The sequence below is a fragment of the Acinetobacter sp. AOR14_HL genome (assembly GCF_027855175.1).
GTDB lineage: Bacteria > Pseudomonadota > Gammaproteobacteria > Pseudomonadales > Moraxellaceae > Acinetobacter > Acinetobacter calcoaceticus.
Genome location: NZ_JAKTII010000004.1, coordinates 85,383 through 108,979 on the forward strand (window position 1 = coordinate 85,383; position 23,597 = coordinate 108,979).

Annotated in this window: 22 protein-coding genes; 13 read left to right on the top strand and 9 right to left on the bottom strand. The window is 39.5% G+C overall.

Annotated features, from left to right (window positions below):
- Window positions 1-10: 10 nt before the first annotated feature.
- The 5 genes from MKL38_RS04450 to MKL38_RS04470 all read right to left on the bottom strand — a co-directional run bounded on the left by MKL38_RS04450 (window position 11) and on the right by MKL38_RS04470 (window position 4,125).
- A complete protein-coding gene (locus MKL38_RS04450; protein WP_270902641.1) occupies window positions 11-574 on the bottom strand; it encodes a flavoprotein in 564 nt (187 codons plus the stop codon).
- A 148-nt stretch (window positions 575-722) separates the two neighbouring features.
- Window positions 723-1,727 (bottom strand): LLM class flavin-dependent oxidoreductase, encoded by a 1,005-nt coding sequence (locus tag MKL38_RS04455; protein WP_080027404.1) that lies wholly within the window; start codon window positions 1,725-1,727, stop codon window positions 723-725.
- A 133-nt stretch (window positions 1,728-1,860) separates the two neighbouring features.
- On the bottom strand, window positions 1,861-2,370 hold the full coding sequence (locus MKL38_RS04460; RefSeq protein ID WP_005039624.1) for a hypothetical protein: 510 nt from the start codon (window positions 2,368-2,370) through the stop codon (window positions 1,861-1,863).
- Between the two features lie 237 nt (window positions 2,371-2,607).
- Window positions 2,608-3,027, bottom strand: coding sequence for a glycine zipper domain-containing protein (locus MKL38_RS04465; protein WP_005039626.1), 420 nt, complete (start codon window positions 3,025-3,027; stop codon window positions 2,608-2,610).
- A 195-nt stretch (window positions 3,028-3,222) separates the two neighbouring features.
- Entirely contained in the window at window positions 3,223-4,125 is a 903-nt protein-coding gene (locus tag MKL38_RS04470) for a LysR family transcriptional regulator (protein WP_270902642.1), read from the bottom strand.
- Between the two features lie 119 nt (window positions 4,126-4,244).
- Here MKL38_RS04470 and MKL38_RS04475 point away from each other — a divergent pair, with 119 nt between their 5' ends.
- From MKL38_RS04475 to prmC, 3 genes are all read left to right on the top strand, one after another.
- Entirely contained in the window at window positions 4,245-5,084 is an 840-nt protein-coding gene (locus MKL38_RS04475; RefSeq protein WP_270902720.1) for a type 1 glutamine amidotransferase domain-containing protein, read from the top strand.
- A 288-nt stretch (window positions 5,085-5,372) separates the two neighbouring features.
- Window positions 5,373-6,461, top strand: coding sequence for a peptide chain release factor 1 (gene prfA, locus MKL38_RS04480; protein WP_005039633.1), 1,089 nt, complete (start codon window positions 5,373-5,375; stop codon window positions 6,459-6,461).
- Window positions 6,461-7,276 (top strand): peptide chain release factor N(5)-glutamine methyltransferase, encoded by an 816-nt coding sequence (prmC, locus tag MKL38_RS04485; RefSeq protein ID WP_270902643.1) that lies wholly within the window; start codon window positions 6,461-6,463, stop codon window positions 7,274-7,276. The genes prfA and prmC overlap by 1 nt, the downstream gene beginning before the upstream one ends.
- A gap of 2 nt (window positions 7,277-7,278) precedes the next feature.
- Here prmC and MKL38_RS04490 read toward each other — a convergent pair whose 3' ends face one another.
- The 3 genes from MKL38_RS04490 to MKL38_RS04500 form a co-directional block, all read right to left on the bottom strand.
- Entirely contained in the window at window positions 7,279-8,118 is an 840-nt protein-coding gene (locus MKL38_RS04490) for an ABC transporter permease (protein WP_270902644.1), read from the bottom strand.
- Window positions 8,119-8,121: 3 nt separating this feature from the next.
- A complete protein-coding gene (locus tag MKL38_RS04495) occupies window positions 8,122-9,096 on the bottom strand; it encodes an aliphatic sulfonate ABC transporter substrate-binding protein (protein WP_270902645.1) in 975 nt (324 codons plus the stop codon).
- Window positions 9,097-9,333: 237 nt separating this feature from the next.
- Entirely contained in the window at window positions 9,334-10,362 is a 1,029-nt protein-coding gene (locus tag MKL38_RS04500) for an AraC family transcriptional regulator (protein ID WP_270902646.1), read from the bottom strand.
- Between the two features lie 169 nt (window positions 10,363-10,531).
- Here MKL38_RS04500 and MKL38_RS04505 point away from each other — a divergent pair, with 169 nt between their 5' ends.
- Together MKL38_RS04505 and MKL38_RS04510 are read left to right on the top strand one after the other, a co-directional pair.
- Complete coding sequence (locus MKL38_RS04505; protein ID WP_270902647.1) at window positions 10,532-11,302, top strand: 3-hydroxyacyl-CoA dehydrogenase; 771 nt, start codon at window positions 10,532-10,534, stop codon at window positions 11,300-11,302.
- A gap of 19 nt (window positions 11,303-11,321) precedes the next feature.
- Window positions 11,322-12,458, top strand: a complete 1,137-nt coding sequence (locus MKL38_RS04510; protein WP_270902648.1) for an acyl-CoA dehydrogenase family protein — start codon at window positions 11,322-11,324, stop codon at window positions 12,456-12,458.
- A 130-nt stretch (window positions 12,459-12,588) separates the two neighbouring features.
- On the opposite strand, the gene MKL38_RS04515 is transcribed toward MKL38_RS04510, so the two are convergent.
- Window positions 12,589-13,167, bottom strand: a complete 579-nt coding sequence (locus MKL38_RS04515) for a flavin reductase family protein (RefSeq protein WP_270902649.1) — start codon at window positions 13,165-13,167, stop codon at window positions 12,589-12,591.
- Between the two features lie 171 nt (window positions 13,168-13,338).
- On the opposite strand from MKL38_RS04515, the gene MKL38_RS04520 reads away from it, so the two are divergent.
- From MKL38_RS04520 to MKL38_RS04555, 8 genes are all read left to right on the top strand, one after another.
- Window positions 13,339-14,115, top strand: coding sequence for a HesA/MoeB/ThiF family protein (locus tag MKL38_RS04520; RefSeq protein WP_056480978.1), 777 nt, complete (start codon window positions 13,339-13,341; stop codon window positions 14,113-14,115).
- A 58-nt stretch (window positions 14,116-14,173) separates the two neighbouring features.
- Window positions 14,174-15,472 carry an ABC1 kinase family protein gene (locus MKL38_RS04525; protein WP_017388091.1) on the top strand — a complete coding sequence of 433 codons (1,299 nt, stop codon included), beginning with the start codon at window positions 14,174-14,176 and terminating at the stop codon, window positions 15,470-15,472.
- 15 nt (window positions 15,473-15,487) lie between these two features.
- Window positions 15,488-15,868: a dihydroneopterin aldolase gene (gene folB / locus MKL38_RS04530; protein ID WP_004643300.1), complete on the top strand. Its 381-nt coding sequence runs from the start codon at window positions 15,488-15,490 to the stop codon at window positions 15,866-15,868.
- Window positions 15,825-16,262 (top strand): 2-amino-4-hydroxy-6-hydroxymethyldihydropteridine diphosphokinase, encoded by a 438-nt coding sequence (locus MKL38_RS04535; RefSeq protein ID WP_017388092.1) that lies wholly within the window; start codon window positions 15,825-15,827, stop codon window positions 16,260-16,262. Before folB ends, MKL38_RS04535 begins: the two co-directional genes overlap by 44 nt.
- Before the next feature lie 258 nt (window positions 16,263-16,520).
- Window positions 16,521-18,230 carry a potassium-transporting ATPase subunit KdpA gene (gene kdpA / locus MKL38_RS04540; protein WP_270902650.1) on the top strand — a complete coding sequence of 570 codons (1,710 nt, stop codon included), beginning with the start codon at window positions 16,521-16,523 and terminating at the stop codon, window positions 18,228-18,230.
- Between the two features lie 8 nt (window positions 18,231-18,238).
- Window positions 18,239-20,278, top strand: a complete 2,040-nt coding sequence (gene kdpB / locus MKL38_RS04545) for a potassium-transporting ATPase subunit KdpB (RefSeq protein WP_270902651.1) — start codon at window positions 18,239-18,241, stop codon at window positions 20,276-20,278.
- 13 nt (window positions 20,279-20,291) lie between these two features.
- Window positions 20,292-20,897, top strand: a complete 606-nt coding sequence (gene kdpC / locus MKL38_RS04550; protein ID WP_270902652.1) for a potassium-transporting ATPase subunit KdpC — start codon at window positions 20,292-20,294, stop codon at window positions 20,895-20,897.
- A gap of 38 nt (window positions 20,898-20,935) precedes the next feature.
- Window positions 20,936-23,590, top strand: coding sequence for a sensor histidine kinase (locus MKL38_RS04555; protein WP_270902653.1), 2,655 nt, complete (start codon window positions 20,936-20,938; stop codon window positions 23,588-23,590).
- The last annotated feature ends 7 nt before the right edge of the window (window positions 23,591-23,597 follow it).

Here is a 23,597-nt window from a genome sequence, read left to right on the forward strand (position 1 = left end):
CTTTTTATTTTTATGTAGTTATTCTGATAATGATGTCGACGGGTTGCTCTACACCATCCATGCTTTGAATTGATGTATTGGTAACTTTAACAATAGGCCAAGTTTGTAATTTACAGTTAGATTTTTGGAGTGCAGCATAATAACTATCAGATTTAAAAAATACTTTTTTAGTCGTTGCCGTATTGGGTGTTAAAAGGCGCTTAAGCCATGTTTCATTTACTTGAGTCTCAAGAAAACGTAAGGCCAAAAGACTTTTTACACGATTGTTAAATAATCTCCGGTTTTTAATAATGAGTGGATGCGTAATTAACTTGTGTGTGCCCATTTGACTATGGGGCAAAATAAAGTGAGGTGTAATTTGAAATACAGTCACAAATTTTGCTTGTTGGCAGATTTTTTCAAGATGGGTCACAGTATCTTGATTTGTACCAATAATCGCGACAGATGAATGTGAAAAATCAAACTCTTTAATTGAGGTTGACGGAATAACTTGACCAGCAAAGTCTTCAAAATCTTGAGCCATATTTTGAAAAATTACTGATTTTGAAGCGTTATTTTTAATATTAATACTCATTTTCCAAAAGTCCTTTTGGTTTTTCAATCATGATGTTTTTATCGTTTTAATATAAATAACCAAGCAGGAAGTTGGGGTAAAGTCTTTTCAGATAGATGGTCATCCCATACTCGAAATCAATTCAAGTATGGGAAAATCAAGTCTAGTTTTAATGTTCTGTTTTTACATTCATGAGTTGCGTAAAACTGTCTAGACGCTTCGCTGTGTCGTATATATCACATGTAAAAATAAACTCATCAACATCGTATGTCGTTAAAAGTTTTTGTAAACCAGTGCGAACAGTCTCAACCGAGCCAATCTGTGCCATTGCATAGAAGTTTTCAACGGAAAGCTCTTCTGCTGTATTCCAGAGTCCCTGCATTGATTCAACTGGTGGTTTCAGCTTTAAGCTTTCACCACGAATTAAGCCTAATACACGTTGGTATGCACTGGTTGCTAAAAACTGTGCTTCTTCATCAGTCTCTGCTACAACAACAGGTACACCCATAGAAACGTAAGGTTTATCTAAATAAGCAGAAGGCTCAAAGTTCTCTCGATAGAGCTGAATCGCTTGACCTAACATACGTGGTGCAAAATGCGACGCAAATGAGTAGGGTAGACCAAGTTTTGCAGCCAATTGCGCACTAAAAAGGCTAGACCCAAGTAACCAAACAGGCACATGTGTATTTTGCCCTGGCGTTGCAATAATTTTTTGTCCAGCTTGCGGTACATCAAAATATTTTAGGATTTCGACAACATCTCTTGGAAATTGATCTTCTGTTTCTTGATGCCCACGACGTAAAGCTCGCATGGTGAGTTGATCTGTACCAGGAGCACGCCCTAAACCCAGTTCAATACGATTTGGATATAAAGTAGCAAGTGTTCCAAATTGTTCTGCGACAACTAAAGGAGCATGGTTAGGAAGCATAATTCCGCCTGAACCTAAACGAATATGCTGTGTATGTGCTGCAATAAAACCGAGTAAGACAGCCGTAGCAGAGCTCGCGATTCCATCCATGTTGTGATGTTCTGCAAGCCAGAAACGTTCATAACCTAGTTTCTCTGCATGTTGTGCTAATTCTAATGCGTGACGTAACGAAAATTCGATGGTTTTATCATTACGAATAGGAGCAAGTTCCAAAATTGAAAACTTGGTATCTTGAAGTGATCGCATGCGATATTCTCGAATAAGGGTATATCGAAATACTACGATATATAGGGATTAATGTATATCGTTTTTTTTCGATATTAGGTTTTATCTCTCAATAAAAAAGCACCCGAAGGTGCTCTTTTGATTCATATATGAATTAGCGGTTTTTGTACCAGCCGCGATGTAAACCATTGTCATGACGGCGATGACCACCTTTATAGTAACGACGGTCGCCATCGTCATATCTACGATCATCTCGATCATAACGACTACCACGATCATAGCGATCATTGTAGTCACGATCTTCAGAAACTTTACGACCTAGCGCTGAACCACCCGCAGCACCTACCGCAGCACCGATGTAACCACCGTTGGTACCACCCATATTTTTACCGACTGTATAACCAGCACCACCACCTAAAGCACCGCCAATTGCAGCTTCTGTACGATTACGACGATCACTCGCTGCGGCTGCACCACCAGCACCACCTAAAGCAGCACCAATCGTAGCGCCTGTTGTACCACCCATGCTTTTACCAATTGCTGTACCAACAACACTACCTAACGCAGAGGTTGCAGCAACACGCGTACCATTATCCGCATGTGCAACCGTCACCATAGACGATGTTGCAATTAATGCACTAGCTAACCAAATATTCATTTTCATCTTGCAGCTCCATGTCCTTTTTACTGAGAAGGACAGTATTTTTATCTTGAGATAAATGTAATCAAAAATTTCGTGATAATTATGGAGAACCCCAAAGGCGATACGCTAGTTTTGTGTCTGTTTGTATTGTTTCTATTAATTTGTGGATAAATCCTGAGCAAAAGAGATTTGGTGAATATTTATTGATCCTAATAAAAAAGCACCCGAAGGTGCTTAGTGACGTTTCATCAAATTTGATTAGTGATGACGACGGTGTTTTTTCTTCCAATGTTTAGAAGATCTGTCAGCATCGCGGTCTTTAGAAATCTTATTACCTAGAGCAGAACCACCCGCAGCACCTAACGCAGCGCCAACGTAACCACCATTTGTACCGCCCATGCTTCTACCAACGGTATAACCAGCACCACCACCTAAACCACCGCCAATTGCAGATTCTGTACGGTGACGACGGTCACTTGCAACTGCTGCACCACCAGCACCACCTAAAGCAGCACCAATTGTTGCGCCAGATGTACCACCCATACTTTTACCAATTGCAGTACCAGCGACACTGCCTAAAGCAGAAGCGGCTGCTACATGTGTTGTATTGTCAGCATGAGCTACAGTAACCATAGAAGTTGCTAAAACAGCGCTACATAACCAAGCATTTAATTTCATTTTTACTCCGTGTCCTTAGCAGCAGGACCCTATATCTTTTGTTACGGCAAATGTAACAAAACACGTTTCTTAAAATATGGAGAACCATCAATTCATTATTGTAGTTTAGTGTCAGGTTTGTATGTTTTCTATTAAAATAGAATGTTTAATACTCATATAGATAAATATGAGTCTCATTTAGTTTTAATGAGTTCATTATTCGCCATCTGAACAGAGAAAATTGATCAAAGCTCTTGTAGCAGAAGACATATGTTTATGTTGTGCATACAGTAAAGAGAAGGGACGTGTGTGACCTGCATAAGCCTCAAGTAAAGGTTGTAATTTTCCTTGTCGAATTTTTTCATTAACAATAAAGCTGTAACTCTGACATATCCCTAATCCACTTTCAGCAAGAGAAACTACGCCTAAAATATCTTCTTTTACTAGAATCCGATTTGTTGGTGTCCACTGAATTTCTTGATCTATATCTTTAAAGAACCATGGAATGACCTTACCACTGCTAGGTAATTCAAAGGCAATACATTGGTGATGATTTAATTCTTCTAAGCTTTGAGGAATACCCATACGTTTTAAATAATTAGGTGAAGCAACAAGTTGAAGCGGAGCCAGTTCGAGCGGTCTGGCTACAAGAGAGCTATTAGGAAGATGGCCTTGGCGAATAGCTAAATCAAAACCTTCAGCAATTAAATCAACATTGCGATTAGAGATGCTGATTTCAATTTGAATGTCTGGATATTGCAAAAGAAATTTTTCTAATAAAGGTGGTAAGCGATAGTGTCCATAAGTTGTAGGAACGCTTAATTTGATTTTTCCTGAAATTTGCAGTTGTTCACCTTGAACCACACGTTCTGCATGGTCGATTAGCTGAAAGGCGTGCTGCATTTTCTCATAATAAAGTTGACCTGCTTCAGTCAAGCTTAAATGACGAGTGGTCCTTCTAAAAAACTGGATACCCAACTTTTTCTCTAGCCGTGTAATTGTTCTACTAATGACTGAAGGTGTGGTAGACAAATGAATTGCAGTTGCACTAATAGAAAGCTTTTCAGCCACAATTAAAAACACTTCAACATCGGCTAGATGGTCAAATTGACGAGACATTTTGTCCTCAAACGCAAAAAAGATTTGTAAATGTGGTTGTTTTTCTACCTTGCTGGCAAAAATAGAATATATCCATCCTAGTTATAAATCCAGCACAAGGCTGGAATGAAGGTTGAATGATGAAATCTCTAAATAAAATAATGCTTGCAGTAGTGACCGCTTCAGCAGCATTAAGTGCAAATGCTGCTCATGTATTAGTTGTATTGTCTGATGAAGGGCAGTTAGAGCTGAAAAATGGTCATATTTTTAAAACAGGCTTTTATTTAAATGAGTTGATGCAGCCTACAAAAATGCTTTTAGATGCTGGGCACACAGTAACTTTTGCTACACCAAAAGGGAAAGCCCCAACCTTAGATGAGTCATCAAATAGTGTGATGTACTTTAATCAAGACGAAAAGGCATTAAAGCAGTACGCAGGCTTATTGCATGACCTTAAGTTAACGTCGCCTCAAGATTCTCCAGTTTTGAGTCTGTCGCGTATTGAGCAAATTGGTATTGATCAGTTTGATGCTATTTATATTCCAGGTGGACATGCACCTATGCAAGATCTATTAAAAGATAAACAACTTGGGAAAGTTCTGACAGCTTTTCATAAAGCTAGAAAACCTACAGCGCTGGTTTGCCATGGCCCTATTGCATTGATGTCTACTTTACCGGATGCTTCTGAAGTCGTTCAGCAACTTGAACAAGGCAAAACCGTAAAAACTGGAGAGTGGATTTATAAGAACTATCGGATGACTGTGATTAGTAACCAAGAAGAAGAACAAGCAAAGGCTTTGTTAAAAGGTGGTGAAATGAAGTTCTATCCACAAACGGCATTACAGTCAATTGGTGGTAAATATCAAAGTAATACGAATGCTTGGACTCCAAATGTAGTGGTGGATCGTGAACTTATTACGGGAAAAAATCCAGCCTCGGCTGTTCTGGTGGGTAAAACATTATTAGAAAAATTAAAATAAATAGAAATGGTAAAGAGGTTTTATGAATAAAGCCTCTATTGCCGGATTGGATGAAAAAGGTGACGTATTAATTTCTATAAAAAAGCTAAATTATAGGCGAGTAAATAAATCTCATCTGAAATCATTATATTTATAAGTTGCCACTTACTGTGAAAGTTGATGAATTGGCTGATTATATATGTCATTTGAGCGGCATAATCTGTAAACTATGCGCTATTTTTACGATTTTGCTTATCTTATTTACATAGCGTTCGATAAGCTTTTTGGACTTTTGAGATATTTCCTCTTATGAAAGCGTCACTCCGTTTACGACTTGATCAACTCTGTGATCGACATGAAGAACTTACCGCGTTGCTTGCAGATGTGGAAGTCATCTCCGATAACAAACGTTTCCGTAAATTGTCTCGTGAACATAGTGATTTATCTGAAATTACCGAAGTTTGGGGCAAATACCGTCAAGCAGAAGAAGATATTGAAACTGCTGAAATGATGAAGTCTGACCCTGACTTTAAAGATATGGCAGAAGAAGAAATTCAAGCGAATAAAGAGTTGCTTGGAGAGTTAGAAAGCCAGCTCAATATTTTGATGATTCCAAAAGATCCAAATGATTCTAATGCAGCTTATTTAGAAATTCGCGCCGGAACGGGTGGTGATGAGGCTGCAATTTTCTCTGGCGATTTATTCCGCATGTACAGTAAATATGCCGAGACACAAAATTGGCGTATAGAAGTACTTTCTGAAAATGAAGGTGAGCATGGCGGCTTTAAGGAAGTCATTTGCCGTGTAGATGGCGATGGTGTGTATGGCCGCTTGAAGTTTGAAAGTGGTGCGCATCGTGTGCAACGTGTTCCAGCGACTGAGTCACAAGGTCGTGTTCATACTTCTGCTTGTACAGTTGCAATCTTGCCTGAAATTGATGTTGATACCAACGTCGAGATTAACCCAGCAGATTTGCGTATTGATACTTACCGTGCATCTGGCGCAGGTGGTCAGCACATTAACAAAACTGATTCGGCAGTGCGTATTACCCACATTCCAACAGGTACAGTAGTTGAGTGCCAAGAAGAACGTTCACAGCATAAAAACAAAGCCAAAGCGATGGCTCTTTTGGTATCGCGTTTAGAAAATGCAAAACGTGCGGCGGCGGATGCAGCGACTTCTGAAATGCGCCGTGACTTAGTAGGGTCTGGTGACCGTTCTGAACGTATTCGTACTTATAACTACCCACAAGGTCGTATGACTGACCACCGTATTAACCTCACTTTATATAAGTTAGATGCCATTATGGAAGGTGATTTAACTGAATTACTTGATAGCTTGCATCGTGAATATCAAGCAGATCAGCTTGCAATGCTTGCTCAGGAAAATGGCGGCTAATGAACATTGCTCAAGCGCTTGCAATTCGGGGTGAGCCTGACAGTTATGAACGGCAGGAAAATGCTTGGTTACTTGAGCATTTTCTAAAAATCAATTCGCTTGAATTAAAGTTTAAACTTGAGCAAGAGTTAACTGCCCAACAAGAGCAAGACTACTTGGCTGGGCTTGAGCGTATTCAAAATGGTGAACCTTTAGCTTATGTAACAGGTTCACAGCCATTTTGGACACTCGACTTAAAAGTGACTTCCGATACTTTAGTGCCACGACCTGATACCGAAGTTTTGGTTGAAACCGTTTTAAATCTAAATTTGCCAAAGAATGCGAATATTGTTGATTTGGGAACAGGCACAGGTGCGATTGCACTTGCATTAGCGAGTGAACGCCCAGATTGGCAAGTAACGGCAACTGATATTTATGCACCTACTTTAGAAGTTGCAAAAGAGAATGCGCAAACCCATGGATTACAACAAGTAAAATTTGCTTGCGGTGCTTGGTTTGATGCACTGGAACCACAGAATTTTGATTTAATTGTTTCTAATCCGCCATACATTGACCCTGAAGATGAACACATGCAGGCATTGGCAACAGAACCACGCCGTGCATTGGTCGCAGATCAGCAGGGTCTAGCTGATATTGAAATTATTATTACTCAAGGAAAAAACTGGTTAAAACCACAAGGTTGGATTGCACTTGAACATGGTTATGATCAGGGACAGGCCGTTCGAAATATATTTGCTGAGCATGGTTTTAGTGAAATTAAAACCATTCAAGACTACGGCCAAAATGATCGAGTCACTTTGGCGTGCTGGATTTAAAGTTATTTTTGTAGCGTATCGCGCCAACGTAATAACCAGTTTTCTATAAGTTTCATTAAGCTATCGGTTACTTTACCCAATAGGGCCAATAAAATAATTGCAATAATGACAATATCAGGGCGGGATGTTTCTCGACCATCACTGAGTAAATAACCGATTCCTTGAGTGGCTGCAATCAGTTCAGCTGCAATCATAAACATCCACGATAAGCTTAAGCTGTTACGTAAACCGGTTAAAATTCCCGGAGATGCTGCCGGCAAAATAATAGATACAATACGTTGAAAAGCATTGAGCCGATAAACTTTTCCAACTTCAATTAGTTTTCTATCTACGTTATGAATTGCTGCAACTGTATTGGTATAGGTTGGAAAAAAAGCGCCGATTGCAATTAGCGTAATTTTAGAACCTTCATCAATTCCTAACCAAAGTAATAACAATGGAATCCATGCAAGACTTGGAATTGATTTAATTGCTGAAAAAGTTGGTTCCAAATAAGCTTCTGCCTCTTTACTTAATCCAACCCAAATTGCAAAAATTAACCCTAAACCACTTCCTACAATGAAACCTACTAAAACACGCCATGTACTAATATAGATATGGATAAAAAGATCACTGTGAGCTAAATCCAAAAAAGATTGCCACAAACTACTTGGCGCGGGTAGTAAATAAGCATCGACGTAGCCATTTCTGACTAAAAACTCACAACCCACTAAAAAGATTACGGGAATGAGTAGTGCTTTAAACCAACGTGTAAATTTATTGTTTAAATGCTTTTTCTGAGATTTTAAAGCTTGCTGAGCTAAGAAATGATTTAGCTCAGCTTTGTTAAATGAATCACTCATATATTATTTCACGACTTTTTGAGCAAAACGTGGGTCTAACAACTGGTCAACCACTTGATTGACGTTGGTGCCTTTTCTGACCAAGTCTTCTTCTGTCAAAATTTTCCCCGAACGTTTCAGTGCTTGTGCTTGGGTTGCCGATGGAATGCTTTGATCAAAGTTGGTTCGGCTCAATTGTAGTTTAGCCACAGGTAGGGGGAGTTTTGATTCTTGAGCTAAAAGTACTGCCACTTTATCAGGATTAGCTTTTGCCCATTTTCGGGCTTGTTCATAGGCTTTAATCACTGCTTCAACCGCTTCAGGACTTTGCTTTGCAAAATCTTCTTTAACACTCAGTACGCTATAGCTGTTAAATCCAACATTACGATAAAGTAATTTGGCACCTGATTGTATTTGAGCCGCAGCCATTAACGGATCAAGCCCAGCCCAAGCATCTACTTGACCACGTTCTAATGCGGTTTTTCCATCTGGGTGTTGTAAATGAACCAGTTGTACATCGCGTTTACTTAGGCCTACTGTGTCTAGTGCCTGTAAGGTAAATAAGAACGGATCTGTGCCTTTGGTTGCTGCAATTTTCTTACCTTTTAAGTCTTTTAGATTTTTGATTGGTGAGTCTTTTGCTACCACAAGAGCGGTCCACTCTGGCTGGCTTTGTACATAAACAGTTTTAATTGGGCTGCCATTCGCTCGACTTAATACAGCTGCTAACCCAGCGGTAGACGCAAAATCGATGCTATTGCTGTTGAGATATTCTAGCGAACGGTTACTGCCTTGGCTAAAAACCCATTTAATTTGAGTATTTGGTAGTGCTTTCTCAAGAAGTTTTTGATCTTTTACGACTAAGCTAGTTGGTGCATAGTAGGCATAATCAAGTTTAAGTGTGGTCGGAACTGCTGCAAAGGCAGATGAAGCAAATACAAACCCCAATGTTGATGCCAACAAAGTCTTTGTTAGAGAAAATTTTGGTTTTAAAGACATAATAAAAATAGAACCGGAATAAATAATAGATCATCCTTCCATGGGTTTGATGGCTTACAAACTTAGTTATTTTGATTTATAAATCAGATTGAAAGATAAAAGTTTAGATAAAATTATAACTCACTGTTTTTATAGTAATTATTGAGTTTAAAGGAATGTACTTATCTGAAATATTGAATTTAAAAGATATAAATATCATAAGCTTAAGCATTATTTTTTAAGCTTGTGATATTTATATTATTGCTTGTGTGAAGTTAAATTGTTTCGATAAGCGCCTGGGCTGACGCCAGTCCATTTTTTAAAGGCACGGTGAAACGCGCTTGGATCTTGGAAGCTTAAGTCTTCACTAATATCTTGAATTGAATCGTTGGTTTTACTTAAACGTTCAACAGCAATATCACAGCGAATTTCATTCTTAATTTGCTGGTAGCTGACACCTTCATGTTTCAGTCGGCGTTGAACTGTAGCTTCAGAAATATTGAGCTGTTGTGCAACATCTTTAAGTTCGGGCCATTGTGCGGGGTGGAGTTTTAATAGATGGCGACGAATAAGAACACTTAATGCATTTTCATTTTTAAAGCGAACTAAAAGATTTTGCGGAGTTTGCTCTAAGAAATCATAAAGTGCCTTTTTATCTTTTTTAATTTTAATATCTAAATAGTGAGCATCGAATTCAACTCGATTTATCTCAGCATTAAATTTTATGTCTTCACCAAAACGTACGAAATAGTCCTGAATATCTTGGGGCTTAGGACAACGTAGCGATATATTATTCAAGCCAATTCGCTGATCTACCAACCAGCACATGAGTCCATGCACTAACATTAAAAAGGTTGCGTAGGTAAACATGCGTTTGGGTTGTTCACGATCATGAATAACCAAATAGGCTTTTTGCTGGTCCCGAATTAATTCACCCTGTAGATCATCCAAAATAAAGTTAAAAAACTTCAAAATATCGTAAAGCGCCTTTTCTAAAGTTTCCGCCGTACTGACAAGTTTAGTAAGTAATTTATAGCTACCTCGACGCATAGGGTGGCTATCCATACCAAAAAATTCATCGTTCATGGCATTGGCAAGTTCTATCCATAATTGCGCATATGTCGCAACAGGCACACGTGCCTTGGGAGACATCAGTAATTCGGCTGGAATTCCAACTTTATTTAGAATTATTTGAGTATTTAGCCCTTTGGCATAAGCAGCACCCAGTGCTTCATGTACCAGTGCAATTGAAATTGTTCCTTTACTTAAAGAAGATTGGACAACCATGTCAAAGACTCATATTTTCTTCATATATTTCAAGTGAAATATTTCATATTTAAAATTTGGATTGATCAAAAGCTGCAAACATTTTGAGGCTTTTTGAAATTGTATCGGAAAACAACAACTTTTACTCTCACTACTAAGTTTAAAGAACATTTCTATAGGACGTTACATAATGAAAATTCAAGGGAAACATTTCGTGATTACAGGTGGTGGCTCTGGTTTGGGTGCTGCTACAGCTGAGTATTTGGTAAAGCAAGGTGCCTCTGTCACATTGGTAGACATGAATGTAGAAGCAGGTGAACAGCAAGCAAAACAATTAGGATCAAAAGCTGACTTTGTAAAACTTGATGTAACCGATGAAGCTGCTGCTGAACAGTTCTTTAAGGATGTTTTGGTCAAACATGACAGTTTGCATGGTTTGGTTAACTGTGCGGGTATTGGCCCTTCGGCTAAAGTGGTTGGCCGTGAAGGTGTACATGATTTGGCGTTATTTTCAAAGACTCTGCAAATTAATGTGACAGGTACATTTAACATGCTGCGCTTTGCGGCAGATGCGATGAGTAAAAATACAGTTGAAGCAGGGGACGAGGACCGAGGTGTAATTGTAAACACAGCCTCAGTTGCAGCATTTGATGGTCAAATTGGTCAGGCAGCTTATTCAGCATCTAAAGGCGCTATTGTTGCCATGACATTGCCAATTGCTCGTGAGCTTGCGCGACATGGCATTCGAATTATGACGATTGCACCGGGAATTATGGAAACTCCGATGCTTAAAGGTATGCCACAAAATGTTCAGGACGCTTTGGGACAAATGGTGCCGTATCCGTCTCGTTTAGGAAAGCCAGAAGAGTTTGCTCGTTTAGTTGGGCATATTGCTGAAAATTCATATTTAAATGGTGAAGTCATCCGTTTGGATGGTGCAATTCGTATGGCAGCAAAATAATAAAAATAAGGATGTTGAAATGATTTTAAGTGCTGAACAAAGTATGGTTCAGGAGATGATGCGTGATTATGCGCAAAATCAGTTAAAACCTACAGCTGCTCATCGGGATAAAACTCATGAGTTTCCTGCTCAGGAATTAAAAGATTTAGGTGCTTTGGGGGCAATGGGTATGACCGTTCCAGATGAATGGGGTGGTGCAGGAATGGATTATGTATCTTTGGTGCTCGCAATTGAGGAAATTGCAGCAGGTGATGGTGCCATTTCGACAATCGTAAGTGTTCAAAATTCATTGATTTGCGGTATTACACTGGCATACGGTTCAGAGCAGCAAAAACAAACCTATTTGCCAAAATTTGCATCGGGTGAGTGGTTAGGATGCTTTTGTTTAACTGAGCCACATGTTGGTTCTGACGCGAGCGCAATTTTATGTAAAGCTGAGCAAGATGGGGACCAGTGGGTACTTAATGGCGTAAAGCAATTTATTACCAGCGGTAAAAATGCTCAAGTAGCTCTGGTGTTTGCAGTAACTGATAAACAAGCGGGCAAAAAAGGGATCTCATGTTTCCTTGTTCCGACTAATACAGAAGGTTACTTAGTTACTCGTATTGAAGACAAAATGGGGCAGCACGCTTCAGACACAGCAACCATTACCCTTGAGGACTGCCGAATTCCTTTAAAGAATTTGGTTGGCCAAGAAGGTGAAGGTTATAAAATTGCTTTATCAAACTTAGCTGCTGGTCGTATTGGGATTGCTGCTCAATCGGTTGGTATGGCACGAGCTGCTTTTGATGCTGCTGTGCAATACGCAAATGAGCGTAAAGCCTTTGGCGTAGAGTTAGTCCAGCATCAGGCGGTAAGTTTCCGTTTAGCAGATATGGCAACCCAGATTGAAGCGGCACATCAGTTGGTTCTACATGCCGCAACTTTGAAAGATGAGGGATTACCTTGTTTAAAAGAAGCCTCAATGGCAAAGCTGTTTGCTTCTACAATGGCTGAGCGAGTTTGTTCTGATGCAATCCAGATTCATGGTGGCTATGGCTATGTGAGTGATTTTCCTGTTGAGCGAATTTATCGTGATGTTCGAGTGAGCCAGATTTATGAGGGCGCTTCGGATATTCAACGTTTAGTGATTGCTCGTGAAGTCACCCAAGTTTAAGCATTAGATTTTTAAATAATGAAATTTATTGCAAAAAACCACAATTGTTATGCGGTTTTTTGCAATCGAAATTTTCTCGTTTTAATTCGATTCAATACATTTCGAAAAGTTAAAAACTATATTTTTATGTTTAAAGATTAGCTTTAACTTGCTCACCAATTAAATAAAACGTTCCGCCAGCAATATAGTGCAAGCTTCGAAGCTCTTTGGGTGCATCTTGAAAGTGCCAATGCCCATCTCGGAAAACACGACTATCTGCCCAAGCACCGACAACAGAACCAATAAATAAATCATGCGCTGACTGATTATGTGGTTCAGGAATAAGTTTACATACGAGCCATGCGATGCAACCAGATACTAATGGGCTGGTAAGACCTTCTTGATAAAAGAGCTCAACACCACAATGTTCTAGTTTTTGCGGGTCGTCTAATTTGCTAATTGTACCAAGTTGATGGGTCATATCGAGCTGCGTATAGCAGGGAACTTGTAGGGTGAAATAACCACTTTGTTCAACAAGCTGACGAGTTTTAGTACTTTTGTCGAGAACAACGCTTACTTTGGCTGGTGTGAGTTCTAGTGCGCATGCCCAAGCGGCTGCCATTACATTTCGGTCATCTCCATGCTGAGCAGAGACAAGTACAGTTGGGCCATGATTTAACAAACGATAAGCTTTTTCTAACTCTACAGGTGCAATATATGATTGGGACATATTTAGCCTAAGTAATACAGAAAATAGATATTTCTATTGTTGCAGAAAGCTTGAGAGAAGTAATGCGGTGGATAAAAGTTTAAAGAATAAAATGCTGTTTTTATTTTATACCTTTCCTAATGCCTGACTTAGTCATAAAATCATTTCGCTTCTAAGTGAAAGGATTAACGCGTGACCGAGCTTCAAGATATCGATTTTGTAGAGTTAAGTGATGAAGAAATGCATCTCTATAGCCGTCAGATTTTACTTGATGGATGGGATATAGAAGCTCAGGAAAAACTCAAACTTGCCAATGTTCTTATTGTTGGGGCTGGTGGAATAGGATGTAGCAGTGCAGAGCTACTAGCGCGAGCAGGGGTTGGAAAGATTACACTCATTGATGCCGATACTATTGAGATAAGTAACTTACAACGTCAAATTGCATTTGGTCATGAAGATATTGGTCGTTATAAAGCTGAAGTTCTTGCAAAGCGGTTACAGAAAATTAACCCTTATATCTGTGTTGAATACTACAACGAACGTTTAGATGAACATAACATTGATAGACTTGTTGAACACCAAGATGTGGTGTTGGATGGATGTGATAACTTTACAACACGCTATTTGGTAAATGCCGCTTGTAAGAAGCATCAAGTTGCATTAATTAGTGCTTCTGCAATTGGTTTTCAGGCACAAATGTTTATGGTTGAAGGTGATTCAGCTTGTTATGAATGTTTATTCCCTAAAGAACAGCATAGCAATGAAGGCCTACGTTGTGCGGAATCTGGGGTACTTGCGACTACTCCTGTAATGATAGCGTCATTACAAGCACATCACACTTTGCTCTATCTAGGACTCAATCTGACCCCTTTAAAACAGAAACTGTTGCTTTGGGATGGCTTAAACATGACACAACGCATTGTTAATTTTGATAAAGATGTAAATTGCCCAGTTTGTCAGGCAAGTTAATCAGTAAATGAAATAAAATTTGCTACACTCAACCTGAATGATTTGGTTACGAAGAAATATGAAAAAAAATATTTTGTTTGATGGGCTACGTTCTGTCGCCCGTATTGGTGAAACAGCAGTGGTTGCCGCCAAAGCCGGGATTAAATACGCAACTGAAAAACCAAGTAATGCCAAACTCATGCGGGAAACCTTTGAATCTCTTGGCTCGACTTACATCAAACTTGGTCAGTTTATTGCGAGTACTCCATCGCTTTTCCCTCGTGAATATGTAGAAGAATTTCAAGGTTGCTTAGACCAGACACCTACTTTGCCGTTTAGCTATATTCAAGGTGTACTTGACTCTGAGTTTGAAGGGCGCGATTTAAGCCAAATTTTTAGCTATATTGATGAAAAACCATTAGCTTCTGCTTCAATTGCTCAGGTTCATGCAGCTAAACTGACTACAGGCGAAGATGTCGTTATTAAAGTACAAAAGCCGGGTGTAGAAACAATTTTATATACTGACTTAAGTGTGGTGCATTGGGCTGCTAAATTGCTTGAGCGTGCTGTACCAAAAATCAAATTCGCTGCTCTTTCTGAAATTGTCGATGAAATCAAAAGTCGTATGGTGCGTGAAGTTGATTTTATTGAAGAAGCACAAAATCTAGATGACTTTATTGAATATTTGAATGTTTCTCAGAACCATGCTGCTACTGCACCTAAGGTTTATCACCAATTTTCTACACGCCGTGTTTTGACCATGCAACGTCTATATGGTGTGTCTTTGACAGATTTTAGTGTGGTGAAACAATACGCCAAAGATCCATCACAAGTGCTAATTACTGCAATGAATACATGGTTCGGTAGCCTTATGCTATGTAAGAGTTTCCATGCAGACTTACATGCTGGAAATCTAATGCTGCTCGAAGATGGCCGAATTGGTTTTATTGATTTTGGTATTGTGGGACAGTTAAAGCCAGAAGTCTGGACAGCGTGTATGGCCTTTATGGATGCATTGCAAAAGACTGATTATAAAGCGATGGCCGAAAACATGCTGAAAATGGGCATGACACATAACAAAGTTGATGTGGATGTATTGGCACAAGATTTGGAACGTTTATTTAATGGCGTATTAATGGCTGATCCACAGCAAATTCTGTCTACCAATCCTGCCGATTTAAACGACATTATGATGGATATGGTGGGTGTTGGTGAGCGCCACGGTATTAAATTCCCTCGAGATTTTGCTTTATTATTTAAGCAAATGCTTTATTTCGATCGTTTTATGCGCGTACTCGCACCATATACCGATATTTATGCAGACCAGCGTTTGAAAATGGTTCAAAATATGGAACCTGCTTCGTTGTTAAAGCACTAAGGTCAGTTTAAATTTATGGATGCCATTATTATTGAAGGGTTAAAGGTTGAAACAGTCATTGGTTGTTTCAACTGGGAAAGACAAATCATTCAACCTTTAATGTTGGATTTAACCATCCATAATGATTTGAGCCGAGCTGCACAGTCTGACAAACTTGAGGATACACTCAACTACGCCCAGATTTGTGAGTTATCGGCTCAAACTATTCAACAAGCCAAGCCTGAATTAATCGAACATGCAGCACATCTCGTTTTGGAATGTTTGTTCGAAACTTTCCCAACGATTGAAAAAATTACCATTACCATCCGTAAGCCCGCCATCATTGCAGAAGCTAATGCTGTAGGAATTCGTCTTGAACGCACCAGAAATAATTTTTGCGCTCGCTCTAGCGAGTAATTTAGACGCAGAACAACACTTTACTTTTGCTTATACGCAATTGGCAACATTGGGGAAAGTGCAGTTTTCATCGGTTTATCAAATTCCATGCCGTGATGGCATTGGAGATGATTACTGGAATTCAGCATGTCTATTAAAAAGTTCTTTAAATCCTTCACAAATAGAAGTTTTCTTAAAAAAACTTGAATCAGACACAGGCCGTATTCGTCCATCACATCATATTTCTTTGGATGTAGATTTGATTGCATGGGGAACTGATCTCGACCATATGCAATTTAATTCTAAAAAATTACCTTTGGCACTAGACGTAAAAATTCCTTTATATGAATTATGGAATTGTGAAAATTTGAAGACTGATAGAACGCTTTATCCAGTCGTCAATTTTAAACTTTAACGTCTTTTACTCTATATTTTACGCAAATTTTACGCGGGCTTTGAGTTCCTCAATAGAGAATTTACGAGCATTTTATCCATACTGAAATTCACTAAATTAGTGTTATTTCAGGACAATAAAGATGCTTATAAATTCTCAAATGCGCATCTTGCATCAGTCTGGCATTGTCTTATGCGGACTTAAAAAAAATGATATTTCTTTATTTCTCCTTATTTCCAGTTTGGCAAGTCAGGCCATTGGATTTAGAGGAGAATAGCCATGCTAGAACTTATACTTGTTTTATTTATTGCTATTTTTCTAGCATGGTGTCTCAGTAAATATTTATCCAAAGTGATGGCAAATCAGCCGATGGTTGGTGATGGATTATTTCGTTGGATTGAAAATCCTGTTTATCGCTTGTTAGGTGTATCTCCACAACAACAAATGAACTGGAAACAATATTCTCTAGCATTTGTTGTTAGTTGTATTTTTCTTGCAATTGCTATTCTTGCTATTTTTATGACGCAAGCATGGCTACCATTAAATCCTAACCATGCACCAAATATGAGTTGGGATTTAGCGTTACACACTGTTATTTCATTTTTAACAAACACCAACCAACAGCATTATTCTGGTCAGGCTCAGTTATCTTATTTGTCGCAAATGACAGGTATTGTGGGCCTGCAAGTCATTACTCCAATGATGGGGCTGGCTTTGGTTGTCGCAACTTTAAGAGCGTTCTTTTATCAGCGCCCAAGCCATATTGCAGCCGATCTTGCCGAGCAACCAGATCAAATTTTAATTGGTAACTACTGGGCAGATGTAATTCGTCCTACAGTACGCTTTTTGCTTCCACTCTGTTTTGTCTGGTCATTATTGCTCAATAGCCAAGGTGTACCAGCGACTTTCCAAGGCGGGCCAGAAGTACAACTTATTGATAAAGCCAACACTGTAGAAACTCAAAAAATTCCTTTGGGACCAGTTGCACCGATGGTGGCTATTAAGCAATTGGGTAGTAACGGTGGTGGATGGTACGGTCCAAATAGTTCTGTGCCTTTAGAAAATCCAACACCACTTTCTAATTTGCTAGAAATGATTGCGATTTTACTCATTCCAATCACAGTAATTTTTATGGTCGGGCATTTTACTCAGCGTAAAAAGTTTGCTTACTTTGTCTTTGGTAGCATGCTTTTTATGTCAGTTATTTCTGGCGCAGCTGCTGTCTGGTCTGAGAGTATGTCATCTACAGCATCTCAACTCGCCGTAATGGAAGGTAAAGAGCAACGATTTGGGCCAGCAGCATCAGCGGTTTGGGCAGCTGTCACAACTCAAGTAAATAATGGTTCTGTCAATATGATGCATGATTCTTCTGCGCCGCTTACCGGTCTGGTTGAACTCATCAACATGTTGATTAATGCCATTTGGGGCGGTGTAGGCTGTGGTCTGCAGCAGTTCATGATTTATCTGTTACTCGCAGTATTTATTGCAGGCTTAATGACGGGCCGTACCCCTGAGTTGTTTGGGCGCAAGATTGAAGCCGCAGAAATTAAGTTACTCGCGATTATTATCTTGATTCAACCTCTCGTTATTCTTGCCTTTACTGCCTTAACCCTCAGCATTCCTGGTCTATCAGGCATCAGCAATTCAGGACCTCATGGTATTAGCCAAGTGTTTTATGAATATGTCTCTGCATTTGCCAACAATGGTTCAGGTTTTGAAGGCCTTGGAGATAACACTGTATGGTGGAACGTCACTTGTAGTATCGCTCTTCTTTTAGGACGTTTCCCGACATTAATTTTACCATTAATGATTGCTACGCGATTAGCTGCAAAAAGGAAAGCACCTGAAACAGCAGGAAGCCTCCAAGTTGAAACTCCAACTTTTGCCTTAACGCTGATCACGATTGTGGTGTTGCTTACCTTATTACAATTTATGCCAGTTCTTGTCCTTGGGCCAATTGCCGATCAACTTTTGTTGGTTAAAGGCTAAGGAGGCGAGTGAAAATGAATACACAAACTCATGTAAATAGCCATAAAAAAACCATGGCAGTACCAAATTTTGAAGTTTGGAAAAATGCATTTGTGAAATTGCTACCACAACATGCAATTAAAAACCCTGTGATGGCAATTGTATGGCTTGGGACAGTGGTTACTGGAATCAGTACCATTTTGGGTTACACCACACTTTTATTTGGTTTAGCGGTTACAGCTATCCTGTTCATTACCATTTTATTTGCTAATTATGCTGAAGCTGTTGCAGAGGCTAGAGGTCGTGGTCAGGCATCTTCATTACGTGCAGCAAGAGAAAACTTAACCGCTCGAAGACTCAATTCTTTGACCGACCGTCAAGCGACTCAAGTTGCAGCAACTGAGCTTCACTTAAATGATTTTATTGAAGTTCATGCAGGTGAACTTGTTCCAGCCGATGGTGAAATTGTAGAAGGTTTTGCCACTATTAATGAATCAGCTGTTACAGGTGAGTCTGCGCCTGTTTTACGTGAAGCTGGAACTGACCGTTCAGGTGTTATTGGCGGGACCAAAGTACTTACAGATCGTATTATTGTTCAGGTTACTGCTGAGTCTGGCCAAAGTTTCTTGGACCGTATGATTGCTTTGGTTGAAGGTTCAAATCGTCAAAAAACACCGAATGAGATTGCACTTGGCTTCTTGTTAATGGTGATGACACTCACGTTTTTAATAGTTGTGATTAGCTTGCCGTTTATTGCCAATTATTTGCATGTTGAACTTGATCCAGTGGTTCTTGTGGCGCTATTGGTCTGCTTAATTCCAACAACTATTGGGGGCTTATTGCCTGCAATTGGGATTGCGGGTATGAATCGTGCACTCAAAGCCAATGTCTTGGCAAAATCGGGTAAAGCTGTAGAAGTTGCGGGTGACATTGATGTGCTTCTGCTCGATAAAACCGGAACCATTACTTATGGTGACCGTCAAGCGACCTCTTTTTATCCTTTAACTTCGGTAACTGAGTCTGAGTTACGAGTGGCTGCTTGGGTAAGTTCGCTTGCAGACCCAACACCAGAAGGAAAATCGATTGTTAAATTAGCAAAAGAACAAGGGCTAAAACAGCAAGAACCTGAGCAGGCTGAATTTATCTCTTTTAGTGCATCAACCCGAATTTCTGGTGTGAATTTCTCTAATGGTGATCAAATTCGTAAAGGTGCGTTAGATGCCATTTTGAAATTTGTCGATGAAGATTATTCTCAAGATTTAGAGTTAAAAGCGCGTGTTGAACAAGTTGCCAAAAAAGGTGCAACCCCATTGGTTGTGGCAAATCAACATCATGTATTGGGCGTGATTGAACTCTCAGATGTGATTAAACACGGCATTAAAGAACGTTTTGCTCGTTTAAGAGAAATGGGTATCAAAACCGTAATGGTGACGGGTGATAACCCGTTAACTGCTGCTGCGATTGCTGCTGAAGCAGGCGTAGATGACTATATTGCCGAAGCAAAACCTGAAGACAAACTGGCTTGTATTCGTGCTGAACAACAACAAGGTCGTTTAGTTGCGATGGTTGGTGATGGAACCAACGATGCACCTGCATTAGCTCAGGCAGATATTGGCTTAGCCATGAATTCTGGTACGCAAGCTGCGAAAGAAGCCGGCAACATGGTTGATTTAGACTCAGACCCGACCAAACTACTGGCTGTGGTTGAAATTGGTAAACAGCAGTTGATTACTCGTGGTGCTTTAACAACGTTTTCTTTAGCAAATGATGTGTCTAAATACTTTGCAATTTTGCCTGCATTATTCGCTGCAGCAATTCCGCAAATGCAGGTTTTAAATGTGATGCATCTGGCGAGTCCAAGCAGTGCGATTTTATCGGCATTAATCTTTAACGCGATTATTATCCCGTTATTAATTCCAATTGCTCTTCGAGGCGTGAAATTTAAACCTTCAACGGCAACTCAATTATTACGTCGAAATATGTTGATTTATGGTGTGGGTGGTGTGGTTCTACCATTTATTGCCATTAAAGCGATCGATGTGGTGATTGTTCAATTATTTGGTTTGTAATCTGGAGTTTGAAATGAAAACTTATGTACAAAATTCAGAAGCAAATTTGGGTCAGACCTTAAGAGCATCTTTAGGATTATTAATTTTTACTCTAGTAGGGTGCGGTGCTGTTTACAGTGCTATCGCTACTGGTGTCGGACAGATTTTATTCAACAATCAGGCCAATGGTAGTTTGATTGAAATAGATCAGAAAGTTGTTGGGTCAACTTTAGTGGCTCAGCCATTTGTCGGGAATGAATATTTTCATCCACGCCCTTCGGCAGCAAATTATGAGCCTATGGCAATGGCGGGTACAAACTTGGCTCGTACTAATCCTGAGTTACAAAAGCAAATCGATGCTCAGATACTCACAGTGAAAAAGCAAAATCACACAGACAATACACCTATTCCAAGTGATTTGGTGACTAAATCTGGCAGCGGTATCGATCCACATATCAGTCCCGAAGCCGCTCAGTTACAGGTGGCTCGAGTGGCTCAAGCGCGCCATTTAGATCTTAAAGTTGTAGAAGAGCTATTGCAAAAGCATATTGAACCGATGCAGTTTGGTGTATTAGGACAAGCTCGTGTTAATGTATTAGAGCTCAATATTGCTTTAGATCAATTACAATCTACACATTAACTTAAAAATAAAGTTGTTAGTTTACCGGATGATATCAAGTGCAAAGCAATCGCGAAAATCAGGCTGAGGCCTTATTAAATCATGTCAACAGATATCAAGCCGGTCGACTAACGGTCTTTTTAGGGGCGGCGCCTGGTGTTGGAAAAACCTATGCCATGCTTGCTCGTGCCAAAGAGTTGTTTCGACAAGGTACAGACGTTGTTGTAGGTATTGTCGAAACCCATGGGAGAACAGAAACTCTAAAAATTTTGGAAGGGTTGCCTCAGATTGCTAGAAAGGAAATGCAGTATCAGGGGCATAGTTTAGAAGAAATGGACTTGGATGCTATTTTACTTAGGCATCCCGAAATCGTTTTAGTTGATGAGTTGGCTCATCGAAATATACCAAATAGTCGTCATGAACGGCGTTGGCAAGATATCAATGAACTACTAGATGCAGGTATTGACGTATTCACTACCATGAATATTCAGCATTTAGAAAGCCTAAATGATGTGGTGTACCAGATCACTGGCATTAGGGTAAGTGAAACTGTACCAGATAGAGTGTTTGATCGTATTCGAGACATTCGCTTAATTGATTTGCCAGTCAGTGAGCTCATTGAAAGACTCCATCAAGGAAAAGTCTATGTACCCGATCAAGCAAATCTGGCATTACAAGGCTTTTTTAGCATTTCAAATTTAACTGCACTACGTGAACTAGCAATGCAATGCGTTGCAGAACATGTCGATTCAGATTTAAAAGAGAGTTATGCCTCTAAAGGTTTGAAATCTATATCGTTGCAAAACGAATTAATGATTGCGATAGATGGGCAAGGTTCTTCTGAATATTTAGTACGGGCAGGTTGTCGTTTAGCAGAACGTTATGGGGCTGTGTGGACTGTAGTGAATGTTGCTAAAAGCTTGGACTTGGGGCAGAGTTCAGGAAATTCATATAAAAAAGAATATATTGAGATTGATCGTGCATTTGAACTGGCTCGGCAACTCGGTGGTCGCACAGAAGTAATATATGGCCATCAGGTTGCATCTGTTTTAATGGATGCTGCTGTGGATAGAGGAATCTCAAATCTGGTCATTGGCAAAAGTATTTCGCCGTGGTGGTTAAAGTTATTTAAGAAAAATTTAGCTCAACAATTATTGAATCAAGAAAACTCAATTGCTTTAACCATTTTGCATCCAGAACAGGGCACCAAAAAGACAACTCAGTTTGAAAAGCCATCATTTTTATCACTAAAAGAAAGTATTTTTGTTTTAGCTGTTACCTGCGCCAGTATTTTTATAGCTCACTTTGCTGAAGTTTTATTAGGGATTGAAGACTTTTCTGTCATTTTCATTATTTCAGTTTTAATTGTCGCCACTAAAACCAGAATGCTCGCTGCGGTAGTGGCAGCTCTTATTTGTTTCTTGGCTTATAATTTTTTCTTTATTGCACCGCGTTTTACTTTTCAGATTTCAGCACATCAAGGTGTGGTTACCGTTGTTGCTTTTTTTGCGGCCGCTTTAATCGCTGGGCGTTTGGCTTCTCAATTACGTCAGCAAGTTTTGTCTTTAAAAGCTGCGAATGCCTACACTACGGTGATGCAAGATTTGGCACGTAAGCTCTCTAGTGCAGTAAACCTTGAAGAAGTCATGCAAACAGGACGTATGACCTTAGAAACACAACTTCAAACTAAAGTATGGATTTCTATTCAAGATAGAGTAATTTCATCTGACATAGAGCTAAACGACAAAGAAAAAGTGGCAGCAGATTGGTGTTTGAAGCATCAACAACCATGTGGGCGTTTTACCGATACGCTTAGTCAGTCAAACTGGTGGTTTTTACCTCTTTTAGAACAAAAAAATAGCCTAGGTATTGTGGGAATTTACTTTAAAGACGAAGTTATTTCTTTAAATTTTGAGCAAAAGAAGCTGACTGAAAGTGTAATTGAATATATTGCGCAGGCAGCACTCCGGACCCAACTGGTTAATGAGCTTGAACAAGCAAAAGTAACCAGTGAAACAGAACGCTTACGTTCTGCTTTATTATCGTCGGTATCACATGATTTACGCTCACCACTTGCTTCTATTATTGGAGCTGCTGATACGCTTGCTCATTTTAAAGCAGATATGTCAGAGCAAGATCAGCAAGATTTACTCGAAACCATTCATTTAGAGGGTGAGCGCTTAGATCGTTATATTCAAAATTTGCTTGATATGACACGTTTGGGCCATGAAGGTCTATCTCTAAAAAGAGACTGGATTGGTGTAGATGAGTTAATTGGTTCGGCAACCCGCCGTTTGAAGCGTTATAAACCAGATACTCAAGTGTTGGTCGAATTACCTGAACAAACCATTAGTTTATATGTTCATCCAGCACTCGTAGAACAAGCTATTTTTAATGTTTTAGAAAATGCTGCAAACTTTTCACCTCCAGATGAACCAGTCATGATTCGGGCTTCTCTTTTGTTTGAGGATGAAGTGAAAATAGAAATTGAAGATAGAGGAGCGGGAATTCCTGAAGATGAAAGAAACCGCATTTTCGATATGTTTTATACTATGGAACGTGGAGACCGCGGAAAATTCGGTACAGGTTTAGGGCTGACAATTGTGAAAGCAATTATTGGTGCCCATATGGGTACAATAGAAGCATTTTCAGGACGCCAAAATAAAGGTACTTTAATTCAAATCAAACTACCCATTCATCCAGTAAAAGAATAAGTTGTAA

Excerpts from the sequence above, each read along its gene's own strand:
- MKL38_RS04450 (WP_270902641.1), bottom strand. The coding sequence starts at position 574 with ATGAGTATTAATATTAAAAATAACGCTTCAAAATCAGTAATTTTTCAA.
- MKL38_RS04455 (WP_080027404.1), bottom strand. The coding sequence starts at position 1,727 with ATGCGATCACTTCAAGATACCAAGTTTTCAATTTTGGAACTTGCTCCT.
- MKL38_RS04460 (WP_005039624.1), bottom strand. The coding sequence starts at position 2,370 with ATGAAAATGAATATTTGGTTAGCTAGTGCATTAATTGCAACATCGTCT.
- MKL38_RS04465 (WP_005039626.1), bottom strand. The coding sequence starts at position 3,027 with ATGAAATTAAATGCTTGGTTATGTAGCGCTGTTTTAGCAACTTCTATG.
- MKL38_RS04470 (WP_270902642.1), bottom strand. The coding sequence starts at position 4,125 with ATGTCTCGTCAATTTGACCATCTAGCCGATGTTGAAGTGTTTTTAATT.
- MKL38_RS04475 (WP_270902720.1), top strand. The coding sequence starts at position 4,245 with ATGAAATCTCTAAATAAAATAATGCTTGCAGTAGTGACCGCTTCAGCA.
- prfA (WP_005039633.1), top strand. The coding sequence starts at position 5,373 with ATGAAAGCGTCACTCCGTTTACGACTTGATCAACTCTGTGATCGACAT.
- prmC (WP_270902643.1), top strand. The coding sequence starts at position 6,461 with ATGAACATTGCTCAAGCGCTTGCAATTCGGGGTGAGCCTGACAGTTAT.
- MKL38_RS04490 (WP_270902644.1), bottom strand. The coding sequence starts at position 8,118 with ATGAGTGATTCATTTAACAAAGCTGAGCTAAATCATTTCTTAGCTCAG.
- MKL38_RS04495 (WP_270902645.1), bottom strand. The coding sequence starts at position 9,096 with ATGTCTTTAAAACCAAAATTTTCTCTAACAAAGACTTTGTTGGCATCA.
- MKL38_RS04500 (WP_270902646.1), bottom strand. The coding sequence starts at position 10,362 with ATGGTTGTCCAATCTTCTTTAAGTAAAGGAACAATTTCAATTGCACTG.
- MKL38_RS04505 (WP_270902647.1), top strand. The coding sequence starts at position 10,532 with ATGAAAATTCAAGGGAAACATTTCGTGATTACAGGTGGTGGCTCTGGT.
- MKL38_RS04510 (WP_270902648.1), top strand. The coding sequence starts at position 11,322 with ATGATTTTAAGTGCTGAACAAAGTATGGTTCAGGAGATGATGCGTGAT.
- MKL38_RS04515 (WP_270902649.1), bottom strand. The coding sequence starts at position 13,167 with ATGTCCCAATCATATATTGCACCTGTAGAGTTAGAAAAAGCTTATCGT.
- MKL38_RS04525 (WP_017388091.1), top strand. The coding sequence starts at position 14,174 with ATGAAAAAAAATATTTTGTTTGATGGGCTACGTTCTGTCGCCCGTATT.
- folB (WP_004643300.1), top strand. The coding sequence starts at position 15,488 with ATGGATGCCATTATTATTGAAGGGTTAAAGGTTGAAACAGTCATTGGT.
- kdpA (WP_270902650.1), top strand. The coding sequence starts at position 16,521 with ATGCTAGAACTTATACTTGTTTTATTTATTGCTATTTTTCTAGCATGG.
- kdpC (WP_270902652.1), top strand. The coding sequence starts at position 20,292 with ATGAAAACTTATGTACAAAATTCAGAAGCAAATTTGGGTCAGACCTTA.